Origin of the sequence: Allonocardiopsis opalescens (assembly GCF_003002095.1) — a bacterium.
Lineage (GTDB): Bacteria > Actinomycetota > Actinomycetes > Streptosporangiales > Streptosporangiaceae > Allonocardiopsis > Allonocardiopsis opalescens.
The window spans coordinates 16,402-37,674 of sequence record NZ_PVZC01000006.1; the positions used below are offsets into that span (position 1 = coordinate 16,402).

Consider the following 21,273-nt stretch of genomic DNA (forward strand, 5'->3'; position numbering starts at 1 on the left):
TCCTGGACGCCCTTGGGGCCGGACCGCTCCATCAGGGTGACGAACGCGTCGAAAAGCTCGGCGGCGTCGTGCGGTCCGGCGGCGGCCTCGGGGTGGTACTGGACGCTGAACGCGGGCCGGTCGAGCAGCCGCAGGCCCTCGACCACGCCGTCGTTGAGGTCGACGTGGCTGACCTCGGCCCACCCGTAGGGGGTGTCGAAGGGCCCGTCGAGGGGCGCGTCCACCGCGAAGCCGTGGTTGTGGCTGGTGATGTGGACCCGTCCGGTCCTGCGGTCCTGGACGGGCTGGTTCACGCCGCGGTGGCCGAAGCGGAGCTTGTAGGTGCCCAGCGACAGCGCGCGGCCGAGGATCTGGTTGCCGAAGCAGATGCCGAAGACCGGGCGGCCGGCCGCCAGCACGCCGCGCATCGCGGCGACCGGCCCCTCGGCGGTGGCGGGGTCGCCGGGGCCGTTGCTGAAGAAGACGCCGTCGGGGTCCAGGGCGAGGATGTCGGCGGCGGTGGCGCTCGCGGGCAGCACGTGCACCTCGCAGCCGCGCTCGGCCAGCCGCTGCGGGGTCATCGCCTTGATGCCGAGGTCGACGGCGGCCACCCGCAGCCGGGCCGGGGCGCCGCCGGGCGGGGCCACCACGTAGGGCTCGGCGGTGGTGACCTCGGCGGCGAGTTCGGCGCCGGCCATCGCCGGGCTGGTGCGGACCCGTGCCAGCAGGGTCTCGGGGTCGGTGCCGACGGTGCTGATGGCGGCGCGCATCGCGCCGCGCTCGCGCAGGTGGCGGGTGAGGGCGCGGGTGCCGCGGATGGCCAGCCCGACCACGCCCTGCCGCTGGAGCTCGGCGTCCAGGCTGCGGGTGGAGCGCCAGTTGGACGGCACCCGCGCGGGCTCGCGCACCACGTAGCCGGCCACCCAGATCCGGCCGGACTCCGGGTCGTCGTCGTTGACGCCGGTGTTGCCGATGTGGGGGGCGGTCATCGCCACGATCTGGCGGTGGTAGGAGGGGTCGGTCAGCGTCTCCTGGTAGCCGGTCATCGCGGTGTTGAAGACCATCTCGCCGAAGGTCTCCCCCACCGCGCCGAAGGCGCGGCCGTGGAAGGTGCGGCCGTCCTCCAGGACCAGGATGCCCTCTACGGCCGGGGCGATCACGCGGCCCGTCGCAGCGGGCCGCTGTTCATCAGCGGTGCTCATACCAGTTTCCCGTCCAGTACGGTCGGCCGGCCGCGCAGGAGGGTGGCGACGACGCGGCCGGGCAGTTCGATGCCCAGGTAGGGCGTGTTGCGGCTCTTGGAGGCGAAGGACCGGGGGTCGACGCGGCCGCGCGGCGCGGGGTCGTACAGGGTGAGGTTGGCGGGCTCGCCGGGCTCCAGCGGGCGGCCCTGGGTGGCCAGCCGGCCGATGCGCGCGGGCGCGGCCGACATGCGCTCGGCCACCCCGGCCCAGTCGAGCAGGCCGGTCTCGACCATGGTGAGGTGCACGACGGACAGCGCGGTCTCCAGGCCGACCATGCCCATGGCGGCGTAGGACCACTCCGACTCCTTGGCCTCCACCGGGTGCGGGGCGTGGTCGGTGGCGACGCAGTCGATGGTGCCGTCGGCCAGCCCGGCGCGCAGGGCGTGGACGTCCTCGGCGGTGCGCAGCGGCGGGTTCACCTTGTAGGCGGGGTCGTAGTGCTGCACCAGGTCGTCGGTGAGCAGCAGGTGGTGCGGGGTGACCTCGGCGGTCACCTGGGTGCCGCGGCTCTTGGCCCAGCGCAGGATCTCCACCGAGCCGGCGGTGGAGACGTGGCAGACGTGCAGCCGGGAGCCGACGTGCGCGGCGAGCAGGCAGTCGCGGGCGATGATCGCCTCCTCGGCCACCGCGGGCCAGCCCGCCAGGCCGAGGCGGGCCGAGACGGCGCCCTCGTTCATCTGGGCGCCCTCGGTGAGCCGCGGCTCCTGGGCGTGCTGGGCGATGACGCCGTCGAAGGCCTTGACGTACTCCAGGGCGCGGCGCATCAGCAGGGCGTCGGACACGCAGTGGCCGTCGTCGGAGAAGACCCGCACCCGGGCCTTGGAGTCGGCCATCGCGCCCAGTTCGGCCAGCCGGCTGCCGGCGATGCCCTGGGTGACGGCGCCGACCGGCCACACGTCGCAGTGGCCGGCCTCCTGGCCGAGCCGCCAGACCTGCTCGACCACGCCCGCGGTGTCGGCGACGGGGTCGGTGTTGGCCATGGCGTGCACGGCGGTGAAGCCGCCGCGGGCGGCGGCGCGGGTGCCGCTGGCCACCGTCTCGGCGTCCTCGCGGCCGGGCTCGCGCAGGTGGGTGTGCAGGTCGACCAGGCCGGGCAGCGCGATCAGGCCGCTGCCGTCGACGCGCACGGCGCCGGCGGCCGGGCCGGCGTCGGAGACCTCGGCGATCCGGCCGTCCTCGACCGCGATGTTGGCGGTGCGCAGCGCGCCGCCGGGCCCGGGCAGCGCTGCGCCCGCGATGTGCAGCCGGCGCGGGCGGCCGCCGCCGGCCGCCGCGCCCGTCTCCGTCGTCACGGTGTGGGTCACCGCTCTCCTCCCCCGAGTGCCGGTTCCGATCCGCCCAGCAGCAGGTACAGGACGGCCATGCGCACGCTGACGCCGTTGGCGACCTGCTCGACGATGGTCGACCTGGGCGAGTCGGCCACCTCCGCGGCGATCTCCATGCCCCGGTTCATCGGGCCGGGGTGCATCACGATGGCGTCGTCGGGCAGCCGCGCCATCCGCTCGGCGTCCAGGCCGTAGCGGCGGCTGTACTCGCGTGCGCTGGGGAAGTACGCCGCCTGCATGCGCTCGCGCTGCACCCGCAGCATCATCACGACGTCGCTCTTGGGCAGCGCGGAGTCGAGGTCGTAGGCGACCTCGCACGGCCAGGTCTCGACCGCCACCGGCAGCAGGGTGGGCGGCGCGACCAGGGTGACCTGGGCGCCGAGGGTGTGCAGCAGGGCGACGTTGGAGCGGGCCACCCGGCTGTGCAGCACGTCGCCGACGATGGTGACCCGCAGGTCGGCCAGCCGGCCGAGTCTGCGGCGCATCGTGAAGGCGTCCAGCAGCGCCTGGGTGGGGTGCTCGTGGGTGCCGTCGCCCGCGTTGATCACGCTGCCGCGGACCCACTCGGCCAGCCGGTAGGGGGCGCCCGAGGCGTTGTGCCGGATCACCACGCCGTCGGCGCCCATGGCCTCCAGGGTGAGCGCGGTGTCCTTCAGGCTCTCGCCCTTGGACACGCTCGACCCCTTGACGGCGAAGTTCAGCACGTCGGCGGAGAGCCGCTTGGCGGCGGCCTCGAAGGAGATGCGGGTGCGGGTGGAGTCCTCGAAGAAGAGGTTCACCACGGTGCGCCCGCGCAGGGTGGGCAGCTTCTTGACCGAGCGGTCGCCGACCTGCGCCAGCTCCTCGGCGGTGTCCAGGATGAGCACGGCGTCGGAGTGGGAGAGGTCCGCGGCCGAGATGAGGTGCAGCATCAGCGCGGGTCCCTTCCGTCGCGTTCGCGCCCGGCTCCGGGGGTGTCGGCGCGCTTGTCCAGCAGCACGGCGTCGCGGCCGTCGTTCTCGGCCAGCTGCACCTTGACCGTCTCGCGCAGCGAGGTGGGCAGGTTCTTGCCGACGTAGTCGGCCCGGATGGGCAGCTGGCGGTGGCCGCGGTCGACCAGGATGGCCAGCTGCACGGCGCGGGGGCGGCCGAGGTCGCCCAGGGCGTCCAGGGCGGCGCGCACGGTGCGGCCGGAGAAGAGCACGTCGTCGACGAGCACCACCAGGCGGCCGTCGACGCCGTCGGGCGGGAGCTCGGTGCGGCCCAGGGCGCGGGCCGGGCGCAGCCGCAGGTCGTCGCGGTACATCGTGATGTCGAGCGAGCCCCACGGGACCGGGCGGCCCTCGACCTCCTCGATCCGGCGGGCCAGCCGCTCGGCGAGGGTGACGCCGCGGGTGGGGATGCCCAACAGGACGATGTCGGTGCCGCCCTTGGTGCGCTCCAGGATCTCGTGCGCGATCCGGGTGAGCGCCCGCCGGATGTCGGGGCCCTCCAGGACGGCACGGGCGGAGGTGTGGTCTTGCTCACCTTCGCGCCGTCCGGGCGGTCCGCCGGACGGTGGCGCCGGCGTCTGCGACCATGGGCCGGAGGGCGCGGCGGATTCGGCGGGTTCGGCAGGCATGGAGAGGCAGACCTCCTTCCCCGCCTCACGGGACGGGTCGTTAAAGGACGTCGAACGTCCACACCGTACCAGCAGCGCCCCCGTGGTCGATCTGGTGCTGACCTGCGGCAGTGTGCGCTGTGTAACAGGTGGAGATCGATTTCCGCCCGCCCGCCGCGCCGCCTGGCGCGTCCGGCCGAAGCGCCCCCGCGAGCCCGCCGACGGCGAAAAGCCCTGCTATGCAAGGGATTCCAACATCGGCGCCGGACCGTAATGTCGGAAACGTGGTCGTTCGCGGCCCGTATCCGGGGCGCGCATAAGGACACCGATTGGACCCGTTTTTGACATTGAGCTTGACCTGGGGGCGCTACCGTTTTACCGTCACTGTCCGTAACCAAACCAGGCGAGGCGACCGGGGGCCACCCGCCTGTGCGGAAGATTCGAAACAGGCCGGGAGCCGAGACCATGCCATCCGAATACGCGAAATCGCTCGGGGCGCGCCTGCGCGCCATCCGCACCCAGCAGGGGCTGTCCCTCCACGGGGTCGAGGAGAAGTCGCACGGCCGCTGGAAGGCGGTCGTGGTGGGCTCGTACGAGCGCGGCGACCGCGCCGTCACGGTGCAGAAGCTCGCCGAACTGGCCGACTTCTACGGGGTGCCCGTGTCCGAGCTGCTGCCCGGCGGGGTGACGCCGAGCCCGCTCGGCCCCACGCCGAAGCTGGTCATCGACCTTGAGCGCATGCAGCAGCTGCCCAAGGAGAAGGCCGGGCCGCTGGCGCGCTACGTGGCGACCATCCAGAGCCAGCGCGGCGACTACAACGGCAAGGTGCTGTCCATCCGCCAGGAGGACCTGCGCTCGCTCGCCGTCATCTACGACAAGTCGCCCAGCGACCTCACCGAGGAGCTGATCGGCTGGGGCGTGCTCGACCCGGAGGCGCGGCGCGCCGTCGACTCCTTCTGACGGCGGCCGGCCGCGCCCCCGCGGCGGCCGACGGCTCGGAGCCGGACCCGGCCAGGCGGCACGCTTCCCCGTCACCTGGCCGGGCCGTCACGGCCTGCGCCGCTCCAGCGGCAGCACCGGCTGCCCGGGCAGGCCCAGCGTGGTCTCGACCAGCGCCAGGAAGGTCTGGGCGTCCTCCATCAGGGCATCGGCGTCGGCCTCCGCGACGGCCTGGCCCGCCTCGGCCGCGGCCCGCTTGTCGGCGCCGCCGGCGAAGAAGGCCGCCCAGCCGTTGAGCTCGGGCGCCGCCTCGCTCAGCAGCTCCCACGCACTGCGCACCCGGCGCCGGCCCGTGCCGGTGAGCGGATGGCTGCGCGCCGCCACCACGGTGGCGGCCGCGCGCAGCGCGGCGAGGTGGGCCTCGACGTAGCGCAGTCCCGGGGTGGGCGCGTCGATCGCCTCCAGGAGGTGGCGGCGGGCGTCGGAGAGGATGGCGAGCACCGATGGCGACAGCTTCGGCTGGTCGCTGACGGTCGAGAGAGTGGGGTCGGATCCGGTCGGCGCGTCGTTCATGGTGTCGGCCTCCTTGCCTCGGAGAGACGCGGCCCGGTTGGGCGGGAGGCTTCCCCTCCTCCCGCCCAACCGCCCGTGCGAGGGACCTCCCGGGGGCACGAGAGAAGCGGTCCCACGCAGACCGGCACGCTGCCCCTGACCGCAGCGACCGGCACGGTTGACATCCACACAATCGAACGTGCGTTCGACTCGACTCCAGTAAACCCGGCACCGCGGGCCGAGTCAAGGAGTTTCGAATCCCTGTTCGATGCGTGCATGGCCTCACGGTAAGCCGGGGCTCTGACACTCGCGGGCTTCGCTAGCATTCGGCCATGCACCCACGCGTGGAGAAGGTCGCCGCCCGGCTGCGCGAGCTGTCCGTCGAAGGGGCCGTGCGCGAACTGCCCGAGCCCGCGCCGTCCGCGGCCACCGCCGCCGCCCAGCTCGGCTGCGAGGTCGGTGCGATCGCCAACAGCCTGCTGTTCGCCTCGGTCGCCGCCGAGGGCGCCGAGCCGCGCCCGCTGCTCGTCCTCACCAGCGGCGCACACCGCGTCGACACCGCCCACGTCGCGGCCCTGATCGGCGCCGCCGCCGTCCGCCGCGCCGACCCCGACTTCGTCCGCGCCGCCACCGGCCAGCCCATCGGCGGCGTCGCCCCCGTCGGCCACCCCTCCCCCGTGCGGACCCTGGTCGACACCTGGCTGGCCCGCCACCCCGTCGTCTGGGCCGCCGCCGGCCACCCGCACACCGTCTTCCCGACCAGCTTCGCCGAACTGGTCCGCATCACCGGCGGCGAAGCGGTCGACGTGGTGCCCGGTCCCGACGAAGGCGGCGAAGCGCGCCGCTAGCACCGGCCGGCCCGGCCGAGACGGTGCGATCCCGTCCCGGCACGCACCACAATGAACGCATGGAGACCACCCCGGCGGTCGGGTTCAGCGAACTCGCGGCGCCCGCGTTCCGGCACGCGCTGCCGGCGCTGCTGGAGATCTACCAGTCGGCCAAGCGGCCGCCCGCCGAGCAGCTGCCGGGGCGGCGCGACATCCTGACCGAGCACTCCGGCCATCCCCGGTTCCGCGCGGTGGTGGCCGACGTGGCGGGCGAGCCCGTCGGCTTCGGCTACGGCTTCCACGGCGCGCCCGGCCAGTGGTGGCACGACGTGGTCGGCTCCGGCATCACCCAGGCGACCGGCCCGCACGAGTACGGGCGGTGGCTGGGCGACGCCTGGGAGCTGGCCGAGCTGCACGTGCGGCCCGGCTGGCAGGCGCGCGGGATCGGCAGGGCGCTGCTGGACCGGCTGTCGCGCGGCCTGCCGGAGCGCACCGCCGTGCTGTCGACGCCCGACGTGGAGTCGCGGGCGCGCCGGCTCTACCGGTCGGTGGGCTTCGCCGACGTGCTGACCGGCTTCTTCTTCCCGGGCTCCGGCGAGCCCTACGCCGTGATGGGCGCGCGGCTGCCGCTGGCCGGCTCGGGGGCGCTCAGCCGCTGGTAGATCTCGCGGGTGGCCGTGGAGCGGTTCATGGTGATGAAGTGGATGCCGGGCACGCCCTCGTCGAGCAGCCGCTGGCACATCCGGGTGGCCTGGTCCATGCCGATCTCGCGCACGGCGGCGGGGTCGTCGGCCACCGCCTCGAACTGCGCGGCCAGCGCGGGCGGGAAAGGCGCCCCCGACAGCTGCACCGAGCGCTCGATGGTGCCGAAGCGGGTCACCGGCATCACCCCGGCCAGGATGGGCACCTCGCAGCCGGCCGCCGCCACCCGGTCGCGCAGCCGCAGGTAGTCGTCGGCGTCGAAGAACATCTGGGTGATGGCGTAGTCGGCGCCGGCCCGGCACTTGCGGACGAAGTGCTCGGTGTCGGAGGCGATGTCGGGCGAGCGGGGGTGCTTGTAGGGGAAGGCGGCGACGCCGACGCAGAAGTCGCCGCTGCCGCGCAGCAGCCGGACCAGCTCCTCGGCGTAATCGACGCCCTCGGGGTGCCGGACCCACTCGCCCTGGGGGTCGCCGGGAGGGTCGCCGCGCACCGCGAGGACGTTGCAGACCCCCACCGAGGCGAAGCGCCCGGCGAGGTGGCGCAGCTCGCGCACGGAGTGGTTCACCGCGGTGAGGTGCGCGACCGGCAGCAGGGTGGTGTCGGTGGCGATCCGCTCGGTGGTGTCGACGGTGCGGTCGCGGGTGCCGCCGCCGGCGCCGTAGGTGACCGAGATGAAGGACGGGCGCAGCGCCTCCAGATCGCGGATGGACCGCCACAGCACGCGCTCGCCGTCGTCGGACTTGGGCGGGAAGAACTCGAAGGAGAAGGTCGGCCGCCCCTCGGCCAGCAGCTCGCGGATGTGCCGGCGGTGGTGCGGCCGGGCGGACCCGCGCGGTTCGGCAAGCATGGCGCCAAGACTAGCCAAGAAGGGCCGGTGCGGTGCGCCCGCTCGCCCGGATCGGCGGCCCGGCGGCGCCGCCGGGCACGGAAACGCGCCGACGGCCTGGTGTGGTGTTCGCGCAGGCGCGCGTTACCCTCGACCGCATGGTGATCGCGCGTCCGGCCGACGACGAGCTGCGCGGCCGTTTCGCGGCCGCGCTCGACGACTTCCTCGACGGGCAGCGCCCCGGCCTGCTCGCCATCGGCGCGGAGCTGGCCCCGGTGCACGACGCCATGCGCGACTTCGTCGCGGGCGGCAAGCGGCTGCGCCCGTCGTTCTGCTACTGGGGCTGGCGCGGCGCCGGGCGTCCCGACGACCCCGGCGTGGTGGCGGCGGCCGCCTCGCTGGAGCTGCTCCAGGGCTGCGCCCTGGTCCACGACGACCTGATCGACGGCAGCGACACCCGGCGCGGCAGCCCATCGGTGCACCGCAGGTTCGGCAAGCTGCACGCCCGCGAGGGCTGGCTCGGCTCCGACGACGCCTTCGGCTCGGGCGCCGCGATCCTGATCGGCGACCTCTTCCTCGCCTGGTCGGAGGAGATGTACCGGCGTAGCGGCCTGGACACCGCGGCGCTGGCCGCCGGGGGGCCGGTGTACGCCGCCATGCGCACCGAGGTGATGGCCGGCCAGTACCTTGACCTGATCGGGCAGGTCTCGGGGGCCGAGTCGGCCGAGACGGCGCTGCGGGTGGTGCGCTACAAGACCGCCAAGTACACCATCGAGCGGCCGCTGCACCTGGGGGCGGCGCTGGCCGGCGCGCTGGACGCGCTCGGCCCGGTGTACACCGCGTACGGCCTGCCGCTCGGCGTCGCCTTCCAGCTCCGCGACGACGTGCTCGGCGTCTTCGGCGATCCGGCCGAGACCGGCAAGCCGGCAGGCGACGACCTGCGCGAGGGCAAGCGCACCGTGCTGGCCGCCGAGACCCTGCGCCGGGCCGCGCCGCCGGCGGCGGCGGAGTTCCGGCGCTGCCTGGGCGACCCCGCGCTCGGCCCCGACGCGGTCGACCGGCTGCGCGAGATCATCGAGGGCTGCGGGGCGCTGGCCGCCTGCGAGCGGCACATCGAGACCTACGCGGCCGAGGCGACGGCGGCGCTGGACAGCCCCGCCCTGGACCCGGTCAGCCGTAGCGCGCTGGCCGGGCTGGCGGTGGCGGCCACCGTCCGGCGCACCTGATCACGGGATCATAACGGCGCGGTACCGCCTTCGGCCGGTTCGCCGGAGTTCCGGCAGGCTGGGCGGCGGACACGATATGTCTCATTATGTCGGCCGCTGGGCCCTCCGCGTCCGCCTGCCGTTCCGCCTTCGACCGCCCGCCGCAACCGACCAGGCCGTGGAGTCCCGATGAGCGATCCCGCACCCGACAGACCCGCCCCCGGTCCCGCGGCCCGGGGCCCGGTGCAGCCCCGCGAGCGCTCGCTCGCGCCCGACCTGGCCAGGGGCGCGGCGCTGCTGTTCATCGCGCTGGCCAACAGCCCGCTGTTCCTGTGGGGCCAGGAGATCGGACTGCGCGGGAAGCTGGCGGGCGGCTCGCTCGCCGACCGGGTGGTGAACTTCGCGCTGCTGACCTTCGTCGACGGCCGCGCGTACCCGATGTTCGCCTTCCTGTTCGGCTACGGCATGGTGCAGCTGGCCGGCCGCCAGGAGGCCGCGGGGGTCGACCGGGCCGCCACCCGCAGGGTGCTGATGCGGCGCAACGGCTGGCTGGTGGCCTTCGGCGCAGTGCACGGACTGCTGCTGTTCTCCGGCGACATCCTCGGCCCCTACGGCGTGTGCGGGCTGCTGATCACCGCCTTCCTGCTGTTCAGCCGGGAGGGCAGTCTGCGCGTGGTGGTGTGGATCTGGATGGGCGTGCTGGCCGTCGGCTCGCTGTTCAGCCTGGTCGGCCTGGCCGTCACCCTGGCGCTGATGACGGAACCGGGGCCGGCCGGGGCGACGAGCTTCGTCCTTCAGTCGGTGAGCGCGCCCGACTACCCCGCCTCGGTGGTGGACCGGCTGATCGAGTGGCCGGCCAGCGCCGTCGGGCTCGGCGTCTTCCTGATCCCGGCCGTGCTGACCGGGGTCTGGGCCGCCCGGCACCGGCTGCTGGACGACCCCGCCGCGCACCGCCGCACGCTGGTGCTGGTCGCCGTCGTGGGCCTCGGCGCCGCCTACCTCGGCGGCGCGCCGCTCGGACTGGCCGCGGCCGGCGCCTTCCCCACCGACGAGGCGGTGGCGGGCAGCGCCTTCGGCCTGCACTACCTGACCGGCCTGGCGGCCGGCCCGGGCTACGCGGCGCTGTTCGGGCTGGTCGCGCTCTGGTTCGAGGGGCGCCGCGCCGGCACGCCCGCCGGCTCCGCGCCGCCGGCCCACCAAGGCGTGATCGGGGCGCTCGCCGCGCTGGGGCGCCGCTCGCTGTCGGGCTACCTCGTCCAGTCCGTCGTCTGGGTGGCGCTGTTCTCGCCCTACACGCTGGCACTGGGCGCGCAGCTGGGCAACGCGGCGACGGCCGCGCTGGCCGGCGCCACCTGGCTGGCCACGGTGGCAGCGGCCTGGCTGCTCGAACGCTACGGCCGGCGCGCCCCGGCCGAGGTCCTGCTGCGCCGACTCGCCTACGGCCGTCCAGCGCCGCGCCCGGGCGGCTGAGCGCGGTGCTCAGCCGTCGCGGCGGGTGATCGGCGGGTGCAGCACCTGGGTGTCGCCGACCCGGAACAGCGCGGCCGGGCGGCCGCCCTGGCGGGCGGTGCTGCGCCCAGTGGGCACCAGGAAGCCGGGCGTGCCGGTGACCTTGCGGTGGAAGTTGCGCGGGTCCAGCGACACCCCCCACACCACCTCGTACACCCGCCGCAGTTCGGCCACGGTGAACTCCGGCGGGCAGAAGGCGGTGGCCAGCGGGGAGTACTCCAGTTTGGCGCGGGCCCGCTCCACCCCGTCGGCCAGCAGCCGGCCGTGGTCGAAGGCCAGCGCGCCGGGCCGGCCCAGCAGCTCGTCCACGTCGGCGAAGCGGGCGGCGCTGGCGTCGGTGCCCGGCCGCAGCTCGGGCAGGTGCGCGGCCAGCGCCAGGTACGCGATGGTGACCACCCGCATCCGGGGGTCGCGGCCGGGCCGGCCGTAGCTGGCGACCTGCTCCAGGTGGACGTCGGCGGCGGTGAGCCCGGTCTCCTCGGCCAGCTCCCGGGAGGCCGCCTCCGGCAGGTCCTCGTCGATGCGGACGAAGCCGCCCGGCAGCGCCCACGCCCCTGCGTAGGGGTCCACCCCCCGCTCCACCACGACCGCCCGCAGGCGGTCGTCCTGGATCGTGAGCACGATCAGGTCGACGGTGACCGCGAAGGGCGGGAAGGCGTCAGGCCGGTATCCGGTGGGCGGGGCTGGGGCGTCCATACCTGCGATCATAGTCGTCACACTGACGAGAACAGGGCTTTCGCCCCTGCCCCCGGGGCCGGCGCGGCTCACGCCCGCACCGGCCCCGGGGTGCTTCAGGGCCGCAGCCGCAGCCGGTGGAAGGCGATCCGCTCGTAGGGTCCGGCCGTACCGGTCTCGTACAGCACGCCCACGGTGGCGGCGTTGAGCTGGACCAGGTCGGAGTAGGCGGCCGGGGCGTCCGACAGCCGGTAGGAGCGCGGCCAGGACTCCCCGCCGTCCGTGCTGGCCCGCACGGTGAGCGCGCGGCGCGCCGAGGGGTCGGCGGGCGCGGCGAACAGCAGCGGCCCGCGCTCGGCCTGCAGGACGCTGCCCTGGACGACGGGGGCGGTCAGCTCGGGCTCGGGGGCGAGCGGGGCGGCGAGGGAGGCGCCGCCGTCGGTGCTCAGCGCGCTCGCCCTGGTGCCCGCGGCGGTGCCGTTCTGGTCGCGGCTGTTGACGTAGATGGTCCCGCCGGGCAGTTCGGCGACGGTGGTCTCGTTGCCGTTGACCTCGCCCTCGTAGGCGTCGTCCACGGCGCCGATCTCCCAGCTGGCGCCGCCGTCGTCGCTGTAGAGCAGGTGGGCGCCGTAGTAGGCGTCCTCGTCGCCCTGGTCGCCGCTGCCCTCGGGCGGGGCGGCGGAGTGGTTGGCGGGAACGACCAGGCGCCCGGCGTGCGGGCCCTCCTCCAGCGCGATGCCGTGCACCGGCCCGGTGGCGTACCAGCGCCAGTCGGGCCGCTTGACCTCGGCGGTGATCTCCCGGGGCTCGCTCCAGGTGGCGCCGTCGTCGTCGGAGTACTGCACCCAGACCCGGCGGCTGTCGGCGGCGTCGACCTCGCCGCGGCGGATGGCGCTCTCGTGGGCGTCGCCGGCGTTGTGGGTGCTGAGCAGCACCACCCGGCCGGTGGCGGGGTCCACCACGGGGACGGGGTTGCCGAAGGTGTTCGGGCCGTTGTCGCCGACGACCTGGAGCGGGCCCCAGCTGCGCCCGCCGTCGCCGGAGCGGCGCAGGACCAGGTCGATGTCGCCGGTGTCGCCGGCGCCGGTGCGGCGGCCCTCGGCGAAGGCGAGCAGGTCGCCGTCGGCCGCCTCGACCACGGCGGGGATGCGGAAGGTGTCGTAGCCGTCGGTGCCGGCCGCGAAGACGGTCGACTCCTGGGGCCGCGAAGCGGCCTGGGCCGGGGCGGCGGCCAGGCAGCCGGCCGCGGCCAGCGCGGCGCAGGCCGCGGCGGTGCGCAGGGTGCGGGTCATGCGGTTCCCTTCTCGATGAGTCCGGCGGCGGCGAGGTGGTCGCGGACGGCGGCCCGCTCGGCGCCGTCGAGCGGCACCATCGGGGTGCTGGTGGTGGCGTGGGCGATGGCGCCGCGCAGCCGCAGGCCCTCCTTGAAGGCGCCGATCGCGGAGGAGTACGGCCCCATCCGGGCCGGATCGCCCGCCTTGATCAGGCCGAACAGGGCGCGCAGCCGGGCCTGCTCGCGCTCGGCCGCGGCCCAGTCGCCGGCCTCGGCCGCCGCCTGGAGCCGCACGTAGCCGTGCGGGTCCACATTGCCGAGGCCGGGCACGATGCCGTGCGCGCCCAGCCGCAGGCCGACGTCGGCGATGGTCTCGGAGCCGGTGAAGACCCGGAAGCGCGGCGCGGTGACGGCTTCGAGCACCGAGCGGAGCGCGTCGATGTCGCCGCTGCTGTCCTTGAGGCCGTCGATGGCGCCCTCGTCGGCCAGTTCGGCGACCAGGCCGGGCGGGAGCTTGGTGTGGGTGAAGGACGGGATGTCGTAGGCGAGCAGCGGCAGCTCGGTGGCGGAGCGCAGCGCGCGGAAGTGGGCGCGGATCTCGGCGGGATGGGTGGGCACGTAGAAGGGCGCCGTGGCCACCAGGGCGTCGGCGCCGCCGTCGCGGGCGGCCCGGGCGTGGTCGGCGACGCGCCGGGTGGCGGTGTCCACGATCCCGGCGGCCACCGGCACCCGGCCGGCGGCGGCGTCCACGACCGTGCGCAGGGTGTGCAGCCGCTGCCGGTCGGTGAGGTAGGCGACCTCGCCGGTGGACCCGGTGACGAACAGGCCGCTCACGCCGGCGTCGACCAGGAAGTCCACCAGCCGCCGCAGCGAGGCGTCGTCGACCTCGCCGTCGGGAGTCAGCGGGGTGCACAGCGGCGGGATCACCCCCCGGTCCAGTACGGGCGGGCGCTCGGTGGCGGGAGTGGTCGTCATCGGCTGTCGGGCTCCGTTCCCTGGGTTCCCTTGGTTTCCTTGGTTTCCTTGGTTTCCTTGGTTGCTCCGGTTCCCCCGGTGGGCGCACCGCCCGGGGCGGCGGCGGGCGCGCGCAGCTCGGGCGCCACCTGGTCGGCGTCGGTGGTGTGGTCGACCATCAGGTCGGCGCCGGGGGTGAACAGCCGCTGCACGCGTGCGGGCGCGTCCACCGCGATCAGCACGATGACGACGGCGGTCAGTGCGAAGGCGAGTCCGCCAAGCGCCACCGCCAGGCTGGTGCGCTCGGCGATCTGCGCGCCGAGCACGGGCGCGACCGCGCCGCCGAGCGCGCCGACGTTGTAGGTGTAGCCGAGGCCCGCGGCGCGCCTCGTGGTGGGGAAGTAGCCGCCGACGAGCTTGGGCAGCAGGCCGGAGATGCCCTGGCCGAAGGCCTGCTGGCAGAAGAGCAGCACGCCGAGGACCACGAGCAGGTCGCCGCCGAGCCCGAAGACCGGCACGATGAAGACCAGCGAGGCCGACAGGCTGATGACGTAGGCGCGCCGGGTGCCCAGCCAGTCGCCGATGAAGCCGGCGATCCAGCAGCCCACCATGGTGCCGAAGCCGGAGAAGGCGAGCACACCGCTGACCTGCGCCGGCGTGTAGTCCAGCTCCGTCTCCAGGTAGGTGGGCAGCAGCGCCTGGATCGGCCAGGAGTACAGGAAGGCGCAGAAGACGACCACGATCAGCGTGACCATCATCGGGGTCTGCGCCCCGGCGAACTGGGCGGCGAAGGAGAGCAGTCCGGCCGCGGCGACCGCGATGAGCAGCCACACCGCCCAGCCCTGGGCGCCGACGGCGAAGATGCCGAACAGGGCCCCGGCCACCAGGACCGTCGCGATCACGTTGAGGGGCGCCCGGCGGCCGGTGTACAGCACCTCGATGAAGGACGCCTCGCGCCCGGCGGCGGCCTGGTGCTGCCAGTCGGGCGCCTCGGGGATGCTGCGGCGCAGCCACAGCGCCAGCACGATGGGCACGATGCCGACGAAGAACAGCGCCCGCCAGCCGAGGGCCGGCACGATCAGCGCGTAGGCCTGCGCGGCCAGTACGCCGCCGAGGGAGAAGCCGGAGATCAGGAAGCCGCTGGCGCGGTTGCGCAGCGCCCGGGGCCAGCTCTCGATGACGTAGGTGGCGCTGGCGCTGTACTCGCCGGCCATGCCGATGCCCACCACCAGCCGGGCGATGAACAGGGTCCAGTAGCCGACGGCGAGCCCGCAGGCGAAGGTGCCGACGGAGTACAGCACGATGCTGGCAACCATGGCGGGCCGCCGCCCGTAGCGGTCGCCGACGGCGCCGAGCGCCAGGCCGCCGAACCAGCGCGAGATGAAGGCGGCCGACACCAGGCTCGCGGTGGCGACGGTGTCCAGGCCGAACTCGCGCCCGACCTCGGTGAGGACCAGCGTGATCAGCACGAAGTCGAAGCCGTCCATCGCGTAGCCGAGCCAGGCGGCGAAGAACGCCTTCCAGTCCTTGCGGTCGAGTTGCCGGTACCAGCGCACACCGGCCGATCGCTGGGGCGGGGACATGTGGGCCTCCACATACGGTGCCGTGATGGGGAACACGTAGGACGTGGGATGTCTGCGTACAGTACGCTCGACCGTGGCGACTGACAAGAGGAGTTCGATGGCACCGAACGGCCGGCGGCTGCAGGACCGGATCATCGACCTGATACTGGCGCGCGGGCTCGCCCCGGGGGCGCCGATGCCCGCCGAGCCGCGCCTGGTGGACGAGCTGGGCGCCAGCCGCAACTCCGTGCGCGAGGCGCTGCGCGCGCTGCACACCCTGGGCATCATCGAGATCCGGCACGGCCACGGCACCTTCGTCGGCCAGGCGCCGCTCACCGCCTTCACGCCCGGACTGCTCTACAGCACCCGCCAGTCCGTGCGCTCGGGCGCCTCGGCGCTGCGCGACATGCTGGAGATCCGCCGCACCCTGGAGGCGTCGCTGATCGAGCAGGTGGTCGAGCGGGCCGACGAGGACTTCCTGGCCGAACTGGACGCCGCCGCCTCCGCCATCGACGCGGGCGAGCTGTCAGCCGCCGACCAGCACTTCCACGAGGTCCTGTACCGGCGGGTGCCCAACCGGCTGGCCGTGGAGCTGATCGAGCTGTTCTGGACCGTCTACCACCAGGTCGAGTCCGACCTTGAGCCGCCGGGCGACGACCCCGGCGAGATCGGCCGGGCGCACCGGGTCATCGCCGACGCGGTGCGGGCGGGCGACGCCGTGCGGGCGCGCGAGGCGCTGGTGCGGCACTTCGGCGACATCGAGCAGCGGGTGGCCCGGCTGGACGCCCGCGCCTGAGGACGCTCCGCTTCGGATGATCCCCCAAATGTCAGATTGACGACAACTCTCTCCAGAGTTAGGGTCAACCCGACGATAAGGAGGATCTTCCATGGCAGACGTCCACCGCAGGCTGGTCTGGCGGCACCTGCGCTGCGGTCCGACCAGCTACGTGCGCCACCTGCGCGGGGGCCGGGTGGCGCACGAAGGCGTGGGCCTGTCGTTCTGGTACCGGGCGCTCACCGCCGCCATCAGCGAGGTGCCGGTGGGCGACCGGGAGCTGCCGCTCGGCTTCCACGCCAGGACCGCCGACTTCCAGGACGTCTCCGTCCAGGGCACGCTCACCTACCGGATCACCGATCCCGAGACCGCCGCCCGGCGGCTTGACTTCGACATCGACCCCGACCGGGGCACCTGGCGCTCGGCCCCGCTGGAGCAGCTGGGCGTGCTGCTCACCGAGACGGCGCAGCAGTACGGCATCGCCGAGATCGCCCGCCTCGGCCTGCGCGAGGCGGTCACCGAGGGCGTCGACCGCACCCGGCGGGCCGTCTCCGCCGGCCTCGCCGACGACGAGCGGCTGACCGAGACCGGCACCCAGGTGATCGGCGTGCGCGTGGTGGCGATCCGCCCCGAGGCCGAGGTCGAGCGGGCCCTGCGCACGCCCGAGCGCGAGCGCATCCAGCAGCTGGCCGACAAGGCGACCTACGAGCGGCGCGCGACCGCCGTCGAGCAGGAGCGCGCCATCGCCGAGAACGAGCTGCACAACCAGATCGAGCTGGCCGCCCGCGAGGAGCAGCTGGTCACCCAGCGCGGCCGCAACGAGCGGCGCCGCGCCGAGGAGGCGGCCGAGGCCGAGCGGGTCGCCGCCGAGGCCAAGGCGGTGCGCGACCGGCTCGCCGCGCAGGTGCGCGCCGAGGCGCGGCGCGTGCTCGGGCAGGCCCAGGCCGACGCCGAGGCCGCCCGGATGGCCGTCTACACCGACGCCGACCCCCGGGTGCTGCTCGCGCTGGCGGCCGAGTCGATGGCCGACAAGCTGCCGCAGATCGGCCAGCTGAACATCTCCCCCGACACCCTCACCACCGCGCTCGGCCGGCTCGCCGGCCCCCGGGAGCGGCGGTGAGCCGGTGACCTCGCTGGCGCCCAGGGTCGTGGTCGTGCACCGGGCCACCGAGCGCGACCGGCTGCTGGCCCGGCACGGCAGCTACGCGCAGGCCGCGTTCTTCCTGCGCGAGCGTGGCCGCGACCCGGCCGACATCGACCGCTCCCACCAGGCCGTCGAGCGGGCGCTGGCCGCCATCTCGGCCGCGATCCCGGCCGACTGGCGGCGCGGCCGGATCGAGCGCGCCGACCTGGACCGCTTCCTGTTCGCGCCCGGCGACATCGTGGTGGTGGCCGGGCAGGACGGCCTGGTGGCCAATGTCGCCAAGTACCTGGACGGCCAGCCCGTCATCGGGGTCGACCCCGAGCCCGGGCGCAACCCCGGTGTGCTGGTGCGGCACCGCGCCGAGGCGCTGGCGCCGCTGCTGCGCGCCGCCGCCGCCGAGCGGGCGCCGGTGCAGCGGCGCACGATGGTGCGGGTGCGCACCGACGACGGCCTGGAGCTGCGCGCCCTCAACGAGGTCTTCATCGGCCACCCCACCCACCAGACCGCCCGCTACCGGCTGGAGTCGGCCGACGGCGAGGCCGAGCGGCAGGCGTCGTCGGGGGTGCTGGTCAGCACCGGCACCGGCGCCACCGGCTGGTGCGGCTCGGTGTGGCGGCAGTCGCGCAGCACGGTGCGGCTGCCCGAGCCCGACGAGGCCGCGCTGGCCTGGTTCGTCCGGGAGGCGTGGGCCTCGCCGTCCACCGGCACCGACCGCACCGAGGGGCGGCTGGCCGGCGGCGCGGCGCTGCGGCTGGTCGCGGAGTCCGACGGGCTCGTCGTGTTCGGCGACGGCATCGAGGCCGACCGCCTCACCCTCGCCTGGGGGCAGGCCGCCCAGGTCTCGGTGGACGGCCGCCGGCTGGAGCTCGTCGCCTGAGCCGGGCCCGGGCGCGGCGCCGCGGCGCGGCTGCTCTAGCCTGGGCCGGTGACCGACTCCCTGCTGAGCGACCCCCTGCGCGCGCGGCTGGCCGACGCGCGGCTGTACCTGTGCACCGACGCCCGGCGCGAGCGGGGCGATCTGGCGGAGTTCCTGGACGCGGCGCTGGCCGGCGGCGTCGACGCGGTCCAGCTGCGCGACAAGGGCCTGGAGGCCAGGCAGGAGCTGGAGTACCTGGAGGTGGTCCGGGACGCCTGCGACCGGCACGGCGCGCTGCTGTCGGTCAACGACCGCGCCGATGTGGCGCTGGCCGCCGGAGCCGACATCCTGCACCTCGGCCAGAACGACCTGCCGGTCCCGCACGCCCGGCGGATCCTGGGCGAGGGCCCGCTGATCGGCCGCTCCACCAGCACCCCCGCGCTCGCGGCCGACGCGATGGCGCAGCCCGGCGTCGACTACCTGTGCACCGGCCCCACCTGGGCCACCCCCACCAAGCCGGGCCGGGCCGCCGCCGGCCTCGAACTGCTGCGCGCCACGGCCGCCCTGCGCCCGCCGCGGCCGTGGTTCGCCATCGGCGGCATCGACCTGGCCAATCTGGACGAGGTGCTGGCCGCCGGGGCGCGCCGGGTGGTGGTCGTCCGCGCGATCACCGACGCCGAGGACCCCGAGGCCGCCGCCCGCGCTTTCGCCCGGCGGCTGCGCGCCCTGCCGGTGGACGCCGGCTAGCGCCCGTTCGCCCGTGCGGGGCGGGGTGCGGTGCGACTCCGCGTACGCGGCACGGCCCGGCGGACGGCGGCGGGGGCCGCGGTCCGCCGGGCCGGCGGGGTGCGCGCCGCTAGCGGCGCGTCCTGGGGGGTCTCGGCACGGGTCTGGCCGGGCGGGTGACCCGGGTGACGCCCGCCCGCGAGCTCGGACGGCTGCGCGACGCCGTGCGGGCGGCGCTTTCGAAACTAACGGCCCTCATAACTGATCTCCACTCTCCGGTTCTCGGCCTGCGCAGCGGCGATCTCCTCGGCGCTGCCCGTCTCTTCGGCGACCGGCTCCTCGGCGCCGCGGCCCTCGGCCTCGATCGCCGTGCCGTCGCCCAGTTCCTGCTGGAGCGCCGCGCGGACCGCCTCGGCGCGGTCCCGCGACAGTTCCGCGTTGTAGTCGTCGTCTCCCACGCCGTCGGTGTGGCCGACGACGGTGACGGTGCCGCCGGCGCCCTGGATCTCGGCGGCGAGCGCCTCGACGGTCGCCAGGGCCCGCTCGCCCAGCTCCGCCTCGTCGAAGGCGAACAGCACGTCGGAGGAGATGCTGACGGTGGTGACCCCCGCCTCGACCTGCTCGGTCCTGACCGGCCGGATGAAGGTGTCGAGCGGGATGCCGTAGGTGAAGGGCTCCGGTTCCTCGAACGGGATCCCGTGCACCGATTCGGCGATGTTGATCTCGGGCGGGCTCGGCCACTCCTGCGGCCGGGAGTCGGCGGCCATCAGCGCCGGCACCGCCGCGGCGGCGGCCAGCGCCAGCACCGGACCGGTGCGGGGCCGCGGGCCCGCGCGGCGCGGGGCGCGCTCACGGGGGCGCATCACCGCACCACGGGCACGTCGGTGAAGGGCGGGAAGCCGCCGATGTACACGTCCATGTCGGTCACGTCCTCCGGGGGTGCGGCGAAGGTGTAGCTGAGGGTGGTCGGCCGGCCGTACTCCAGGGCGGTGTCCGGCGGCGTCCGCAGCGGGGTCTGGTTGCCGTCGGCCACCACCACGTGCCGGTTGAGGTTGACGGTGTCGATGAGCGAGACGGCGAGACCGTCGTAGGTGTTGTCGAGGTCGGGGTTGGTCCACCCGTCCCCCTCGGGGTCGTGGGTGGTGATCGAGAAGGTGAGCCGCGCCAGCGGCTCCCTGACCCGCAGCTCGTGCACGGCGATGTCGGCGCTGCCGCCGGCCAGCCCGGGCACCGGGTAGCTCGCCTCGACCAGCACCGTGCCGATGTCCACCGGCTCGCCGACCGCGGCCGGCTCGCCGCCCCCGCCTCCGGTCGCCGGCCCCTCGCCCGCGCCGGCCAGCGAGCAGCCGGTGGCCAGCACCGCGAGCATCGCCGCCGCCACGGCCGTTCCCTGCACTGATGTGCGCACTGTCCACTCCTTCGCTTGCTGTCTGGTTCACCTACACGGACGGTGAGTACTCAATTGAGGTTCCACTGATTCACCGCCGAAGTTCCGACTTTTCGCCTCGAACCAGCCGACTGCAGCCACTTCCCGCATCCGCCGCACCCACCGGCCGGAGCACCGTAGCATCCGCACAGCTCAAGTGAGTACTCAGTTGCCGCGAAGTGCGGGACCGGTCCTCGCACCCGCGGCCCGGGAGCCGGAGCCGGGCGGCACGGGCGCTCGACGGCGCGCCTTCCGGTCGCCGCGCGACCCGCGGCACGACGGCGCACGTCCGCGCGCCGACGCACCCCACACCCGTCGCCGAGGGCCCGCACCGCTCGCACCCGTCCCGTTTCCACACCCTTCCATCACCCTTTAATGCAGACCGAAAACGAGAGCTACACGGCGTGAGCCGTAAATCACGAAGTGCAAACGCACTATTGGCCCACGCGCGCCGCCCCATGCAAGGCTTTGATTCACGCAGCTTCGGAAAGGAATATCAAAATGGCAATCCTTGATCAGAACCGATTCGCCGCCTTCGCCGCGGCCGCCCTACTCGTGATCGCCTCTTCGGCGTGCACGGCGCAGGCCGGAGAATCGCAGCCGGCAGCGCAGCCGTCGACGAGCGCCGTGGCCGCCGAAGCCGCCGACGAGCGCACCCCGGAACAGATCGAAGCGGAAACGGTGGTCGCGGAATTCGAGGAAGCCTCCAACACCCACGACGCCGAGGCCATCGCCGCACTGATCGCCGAGGACGCCCAGTGGTACACCGTCGGCCGCATCTTCTCCGGCCGCGAGGAGATCATGGCGGACTTCCTCCAGCCCGAACTGATCGAGGTGGAGGGGCGCCTCGACGTGGCCCAGTCCTACTGGGACGGCTACCGCGTACAGGTCGACTACATGTGGACCTCCGCCACCGAGAGCAACATCGGGCTGCACTACGCCTACCTGGTCGAAGACGGTGTGATCACCGACGTCGTGGAGTACCTCAACTGCGTCGACTGCGAATAGGCGTTCGCAGCGCTCATCCGGTTCCCGCACGAGGACGGGGATCGAATCAGATCACAAGGCCACAGAACAACCGTGATCGAATTGATTATCCGATCTTCGGAAGCGAGTTCCGGAGATCAAATTGAACTCGATTCAATTCGATACTCCACCTCCACCCCATAGTCCGATCAAGGCATTCGACCACCGG

General features: G+C 74.3%; 21 protein-coding genes and 1 pseudogene. 10 read left to right on the plus strand and 12 right to left on the minus strand.

Translation table 11 applies throughout. The annotated features are described in order from the left end of the window. Positions 1-4 precede the first annotated feature (4 nt). The 4 genes and pseudogenes from carA to pyrR form a co-directional block, all read right to left on the minus strand. Positions 5-1,181, minus strand: a pseudogene (gene carA, locus CLV72_RS19690) (glutamine-hydrolyzing carbamoyl-phosphate synthase small subunit); the annotation flags it as partial. Further along, on the minus strand, positions 1,178-2,410 hold the full coding sequence (locus CLV72_RS19695; protein ID WP_425428100.1) for a dihydroorotase: 1,233 nt from the start codon (positions 2,408-2,410) through the stop codon (positions 1,178-1,180). The gene CLV72_RS19695 and the pseudogene carA, both read right to left, overlap by 4 nt. Before the next feature lie 113 nt (positions 2,411-2,523). Continuing rightward, a complete protein-coding gene (locus tag CLV72_RS19700; RefSeq protein ID WP_106248567.1) occupies positions 2,524-3,459 on the minus strand; it encodes an aspartate carbamoyltransferase catalytic subunit in 936 nt (311 codons plus the stop codon). Further along, positions 3,459-4,148 (minus strand): bifunctional pyr operon transcriptional regulator/uracil phosphoribosyltransferase PyrR, encoded by a 690-nt coding sequence (gene pyrR, locus CLV72_RS19705; protein ID WP_106248569.1) that lies wholly within the window; start codon positions 4,146-4,148, stop codon positions 3,459-3,461. The genes CLV72_RS19700 and pyrR overlap by 1 nt, the downstream gene beginning before the upstream one ends. A gap of 444 nt (positions 4,149-4,592) precedes the next feature. On the opposite strand from pyrR, the gene bldD reads away from it, so the two are divergent. Then, the gene (gene bldD / locus CLV72_RS19710) at positions 4,593-5,087 is read left to right on the plus strand and encodes a transcriptional regulator BldD (RefSeq protein WP_106248572.1); all 495 of its coding nucleotides are present in this window, start codon (positions 4,593-4,595) and stop codon (positions 5,085-5,087) included. Positions 5,088-5,174: 87 nt separating this feature from the next. Here the strand turns inward: bldD and CLV72_RS19715 are convergent, their stop codons facing one another. Next, on the minus strand, positions 5,175-5,639 hold the full coding sequence (locus tag CLV72_RS19715; RefSeq protein WP_106248573.1) for an SAV_6107 family HEPN domain-containing protein: 465 nt from the start codon (positions 5,637-5,639) through the stop codon (positions 5,175-5,177). 311 nt (positions 5,640-5,950) lie between these two features. On the opposite strand from CLV72_RS19715, the gene CLV72_RS19720 reads away from it, so the two are divergent. Together CLV72_RS19720 and CLV72_RS19725 are read left to right on the plus strand one after the other, a co-directional pair. Beyond that, complete coding sequence (locus tag CLV72_RS19720; protein WP_106248575.1) at positions 5,951-6,466, plus strand: YbaK/EbsC family protein; 516 nt, start codon at positions 5,951-5,953, stop codon at positions 6,464-6,466. Positions 6,467-6,525: 59 nt separating this feature from the next. Then, complete coding sequence (locus tag CLV72_RS19725) at positions 6,526-7,107, plus strand: GNAT family N-acetyltransferase (protein WP_106248578.1); 582 nt, start codon at positions 6,526-6,528, stop codon at positions 7,105-7,107. Here the strand turns inward: CLV72_RS19725 and metF are convergent. Beyond that, the gene (gene metF, locus CLV72_RS19730) at positions 7,047-7,994 is read right to left on the minus strand and encodes a methylenetetrahydrofolate reductase [NAD(P)H] (RefSeq protein ID WP_106248580.1); all 948 of its coding nucleotides are present in this window, start codon (positions 7,992-7,994) and stop codon (positions 7,047-7,049) included. The genes CLV72_RS19725 and metF overlap by 61 nt on opposite strands. Before the next feature lie 137 nt (positions 7,995-8,131). On the opposite strand from metF, the gene CLV72_RS19735 reads away from it, so the two are divergent. Further along, positions 8,132-9,199, plus strand: coding sequence for a polyprenyl synthetase family protein (locus CLV72_RS19735; protein WP_106249542.1), 1,068 nt, complete (start codon positions 8,132-8,134; stop codon positions 9,197-9,199). Between the two features lie 168 nt (positions 9,200-9,367). Beyond that, complete coding sequence (locus CLV72_RS19740) at positions 9,368-10,648, plus strand: DUF418 domain-containing protein (RefSeq protein ID WP_106248582.1); 1,281 nt, start codon at positions 9,368-9,370, stop codon at positions 10,646-10,648. Positions 10,649-10,657: 9 nt separating this feature from the next. On the opposite strand, the gene CLV72_RS19745 is transcribed toward CLV72_RS19740, so the two are convergent. The 4 genes from CLV72_RS19745 to CLV72_RS19760 all read right to left on the minus strand — a co-directional run bounded on the left by CLV72_RS19745 (position 10,658) and on the right by CLV72_RS19760 (position 15,172). Then, positions 10,658-11,383: an NUDIX hydrolase gene (locus CLV72_RS19745; RefSeq protein ID WP_211302980.1), complete on the minus strand. Its 726-nt coding sequence runs from the start codon at positions 11,381-11,383 to the stop codon at positions 10,658-10,660. A gap of 95 nt (positions 11,384-11,478) precedes the next feature. Further along, complete coding sequence (locus CLV72_RS19750; protein ID WP_106248588.1) at positions 11,479-12,654, minus strand: sialidase family protein; 1,176 nt, start codon at positions 12,652-12,654, stop codon at positions 11,479-11,481. After that, positions 12,651-13,610, minus strand: coding sequence for a dihydrodipicolinate synthase family protein (locus CLV72_RS19755; RefSeq protein WP_106248591.1), 960 nt, complete (start codon positions 13,608-13,610; stop codon positions 12,651-12,653). The genes CLV72_RS19750 and CLV72_RS19755 overlap by 4 nt, the downstream gene beginning before the upstream one ends. Continuing rightward, positions 13,607-15,172, minus strand: a complete 1,566-nt coding sequence (locus tag CLV72_RS19760; RefSeq protein WP_106248594.1) for an MFS transporter — start codon at positions 15,170-15,172, stop codon at positions 13,607-13,609. The genes CLV72_RS19755 and CLV72_RS19760 overlap by 4 nt, the downstream gene beginning before the upstream one ends. 97 nt (positions 15,173-15,269) lie before the next feature. Here CLV72_RS19760 and CLV72_RS19765 point away from each other — a divergent pair, with 97 nt between their 5' ends. From CLV72_RS19765 to thiE, 4 genes are all read left to right on the plus strand, one after another. Next, positions 15,270-15,947, plus strand: coding sequence for a FadR/GntR family transcriptional regulator (locus CLV72_RS19765; RefSeq protein WP_106248596.1), 678 nt, complete (start codon positions 15,270-15,272; stop codon positions 15,945-15,947). 91 nt (positions 15,948-16,038) lie between these two features. Continuing rightward, a complete protein-coding gene (locus CLV72_RS19770) occupies positions 16,039-17,046 on the plus strand; it encodes an SPFH domain-containing protein (RefSeq protein WP_106248598.1) in 1,008 nt (335 codons plus the stop codon). 4 nt (positions 17,047-17,050) lie between these two features. Next, positions 17,051-17,947 carry an NAD(+)/NADH kinase gene (locus CLV72_RS19775; RefSeq protein ID WP_106248602.1) on the plus strand — a complete coding sequence of 299 codons (897 nt, stop codon included), beginning with the start codon at positions 17,051-17,053 and terminating at the stop codon, positions 17,945-17,947. A 63-nt stretch (positions 17,948-18,010) separates the two neighbouring features. Then, positions 18,011-18,673 carry a thiamine phosphate synthase gene (gene thiE, locus CLV72_RS19780; RefSeq protein WP_211303015.1) on the plus strand — a complete coding sequence of 221 codons (663 nt, stop codon included), beginning with the start codon at positions 18,011-18,013 and terminating at the stop codon, positions 18,671-18,673. A 224-nt stretch (positions 18,674-18,897) separates the two neighbouring features. Here thiE and CLV72_RS19785 read toward each other — a convergent pair whose 3' ends face one another. Continuing rightward, entirely contained in the window at positions 18,898-19,515 is a 618-nt protein-coding gene (locus CLV72_RS19785) for an OmpA family protein (protein ID WP_106248605.1), read from the minus strand. After that, a complete protein-coding gene (locus CLV72_RS19790) occupies positions 19,515-20,060 on the minus strand; it encodes a hypothetical protein (RefSeq protein ID WP_146159499.1) in 546 nt (181 codons plus the stop codon). The genes CLV72_RS19785 and CLV72_RS19790 overlap by 1 nt, the downstream gene beginning before the upstream one ends. A 519-nt stretch (positions 20,061-20,579) precedes the next feature. Here CLV72_RS19790 and CLV72_RS19795 point away from each other — a divergent pair. Next, a complete protein-coding gene (locus tag CLV72_RS19795; RefSeq protein ID WP_106248609.1) occupies positions 20,580-21,086 on the plus strand; it encodes a nuclear transport factor 2 family protein in 507 nt (168 codons plus the stop codon). The last annotated feature ends 187 nt before the right edge of the window (positions 21,087-21,273 follow it).

Coding starts and splice junctions, on each gene's coding strand:
- CLV72_RS19700 (WP_106248567.1), bottom strand. CDS start 3,459: ATGCTGCACCTCATCTCGGCCGCGGACCTCTCCCACTCCGACGCCGTG.
- pyrR (WP_106248569.1), bottom strand. CDS start 4,148: ATGCCTGCCGAACCCGCCGAATCCGCCGCGCCCTCCGGCCCATGGTCG.
- bldD (WP_106248572.1), top strand. CDS start 4,593: ATGCCATCCGAATACGCGAAATCGCTCGGGGCGCGCCTGCGCGCCATC.
- CLV72_RS19715 (WP_106248573.1), bottom strand. CDS start 5,639: ATGAACGACGCGCCGACCGGATCCGACCCCACTCTCTCGACCGTCAGC.
- CLV72_RS19720 (WP_106248575.1), top strand. CDS start 5,951: ATGCACCCACGCGTGGAGAAGGTCGCCGCCCGGCTGCGCGAGCTGTCC.
- CLV72_RS19725 (WP_106248578.1), top strand. CDS start 6,526: ATGGAGACCACCCCGGCGGTCGGGTTCAGCGAACTCGCGGCGCCCGCG.
- metF (WP_106248580.1), bottom strand. CDS start 7,994: ATGCTTGCCGAACCGCGCGGGTCCGCCCGGCCGCACCACCGCCGGCAC.
- CLV72_RS19735 (WP_106249542.1), top strand. CDS start 8,132: ATGGTGATCGCGCGTCCGGCCGACGACGAGCTGCGCGGCCGTTTCGCG.
- CLV72_RS19740 (WP_106248582.1), top strand. CDS start 9,368: ATGAGCGATCCCGCACCCGACAGACCCGCCCCCGGTCCCGCGGCCCGG.
- CLV72_RS19745 (WP_211302980.1), bottom strand. CDS start 11,383: ATGGACGCCCCAGCCCCGCCCACCGGATACCGGCCTGACGCCTTCCCG.
- CLV72_RS19750 (WP_106248588.1), bottom strand. CDS start 12,654: ATGACCCGCACCCTGCGCACCGCCGCGGCCTGCGCCGCGCTGGCCGCG.
- CLV72_RS19755 (WP_106248591.1), bottom strand. CDS start 13,610: ATGACGACCACTCCCGCCACCGAGCGCCCGCCCGTACTGGACCGGGGG.
- CLV72_RS19760 (WP_106248594.1), bottom strand. CDS start 15,172: ATGTCCCCGCCCCAGCGATCGGCCGGTGTGCGCTGGTACCGGCAACTC.
- CLV72_RS19765 (WP_106248596.1), top strand. CDS start 15,270: ATGGCACCGAACGGCCGGCGGCTGCAGGACCGGATCATCGACCTGATA.
- CLV72_RS19770 (WP_106248598.1), top strand. CDS start 16,039: ATGGCAGACGTCCACCGCAGGCTGGTCTGGCGGCACCTGCGCTGCGGT.
- CLV72_RS19785 (WP_106248605.1), bottom strand. CDS start 19,515: ATGCGCCCCCGTGAGCGCGCCCCGCGCCGCGCGGGCCCGCGGCCCCGC.
- CLV72_RS19795 (WP_106248609.1), top strand. CDS start 20,580: ATGGCAATCCTTGATCAGAACCGATTCGCCGCCTTCGCCGCGGCCGCC.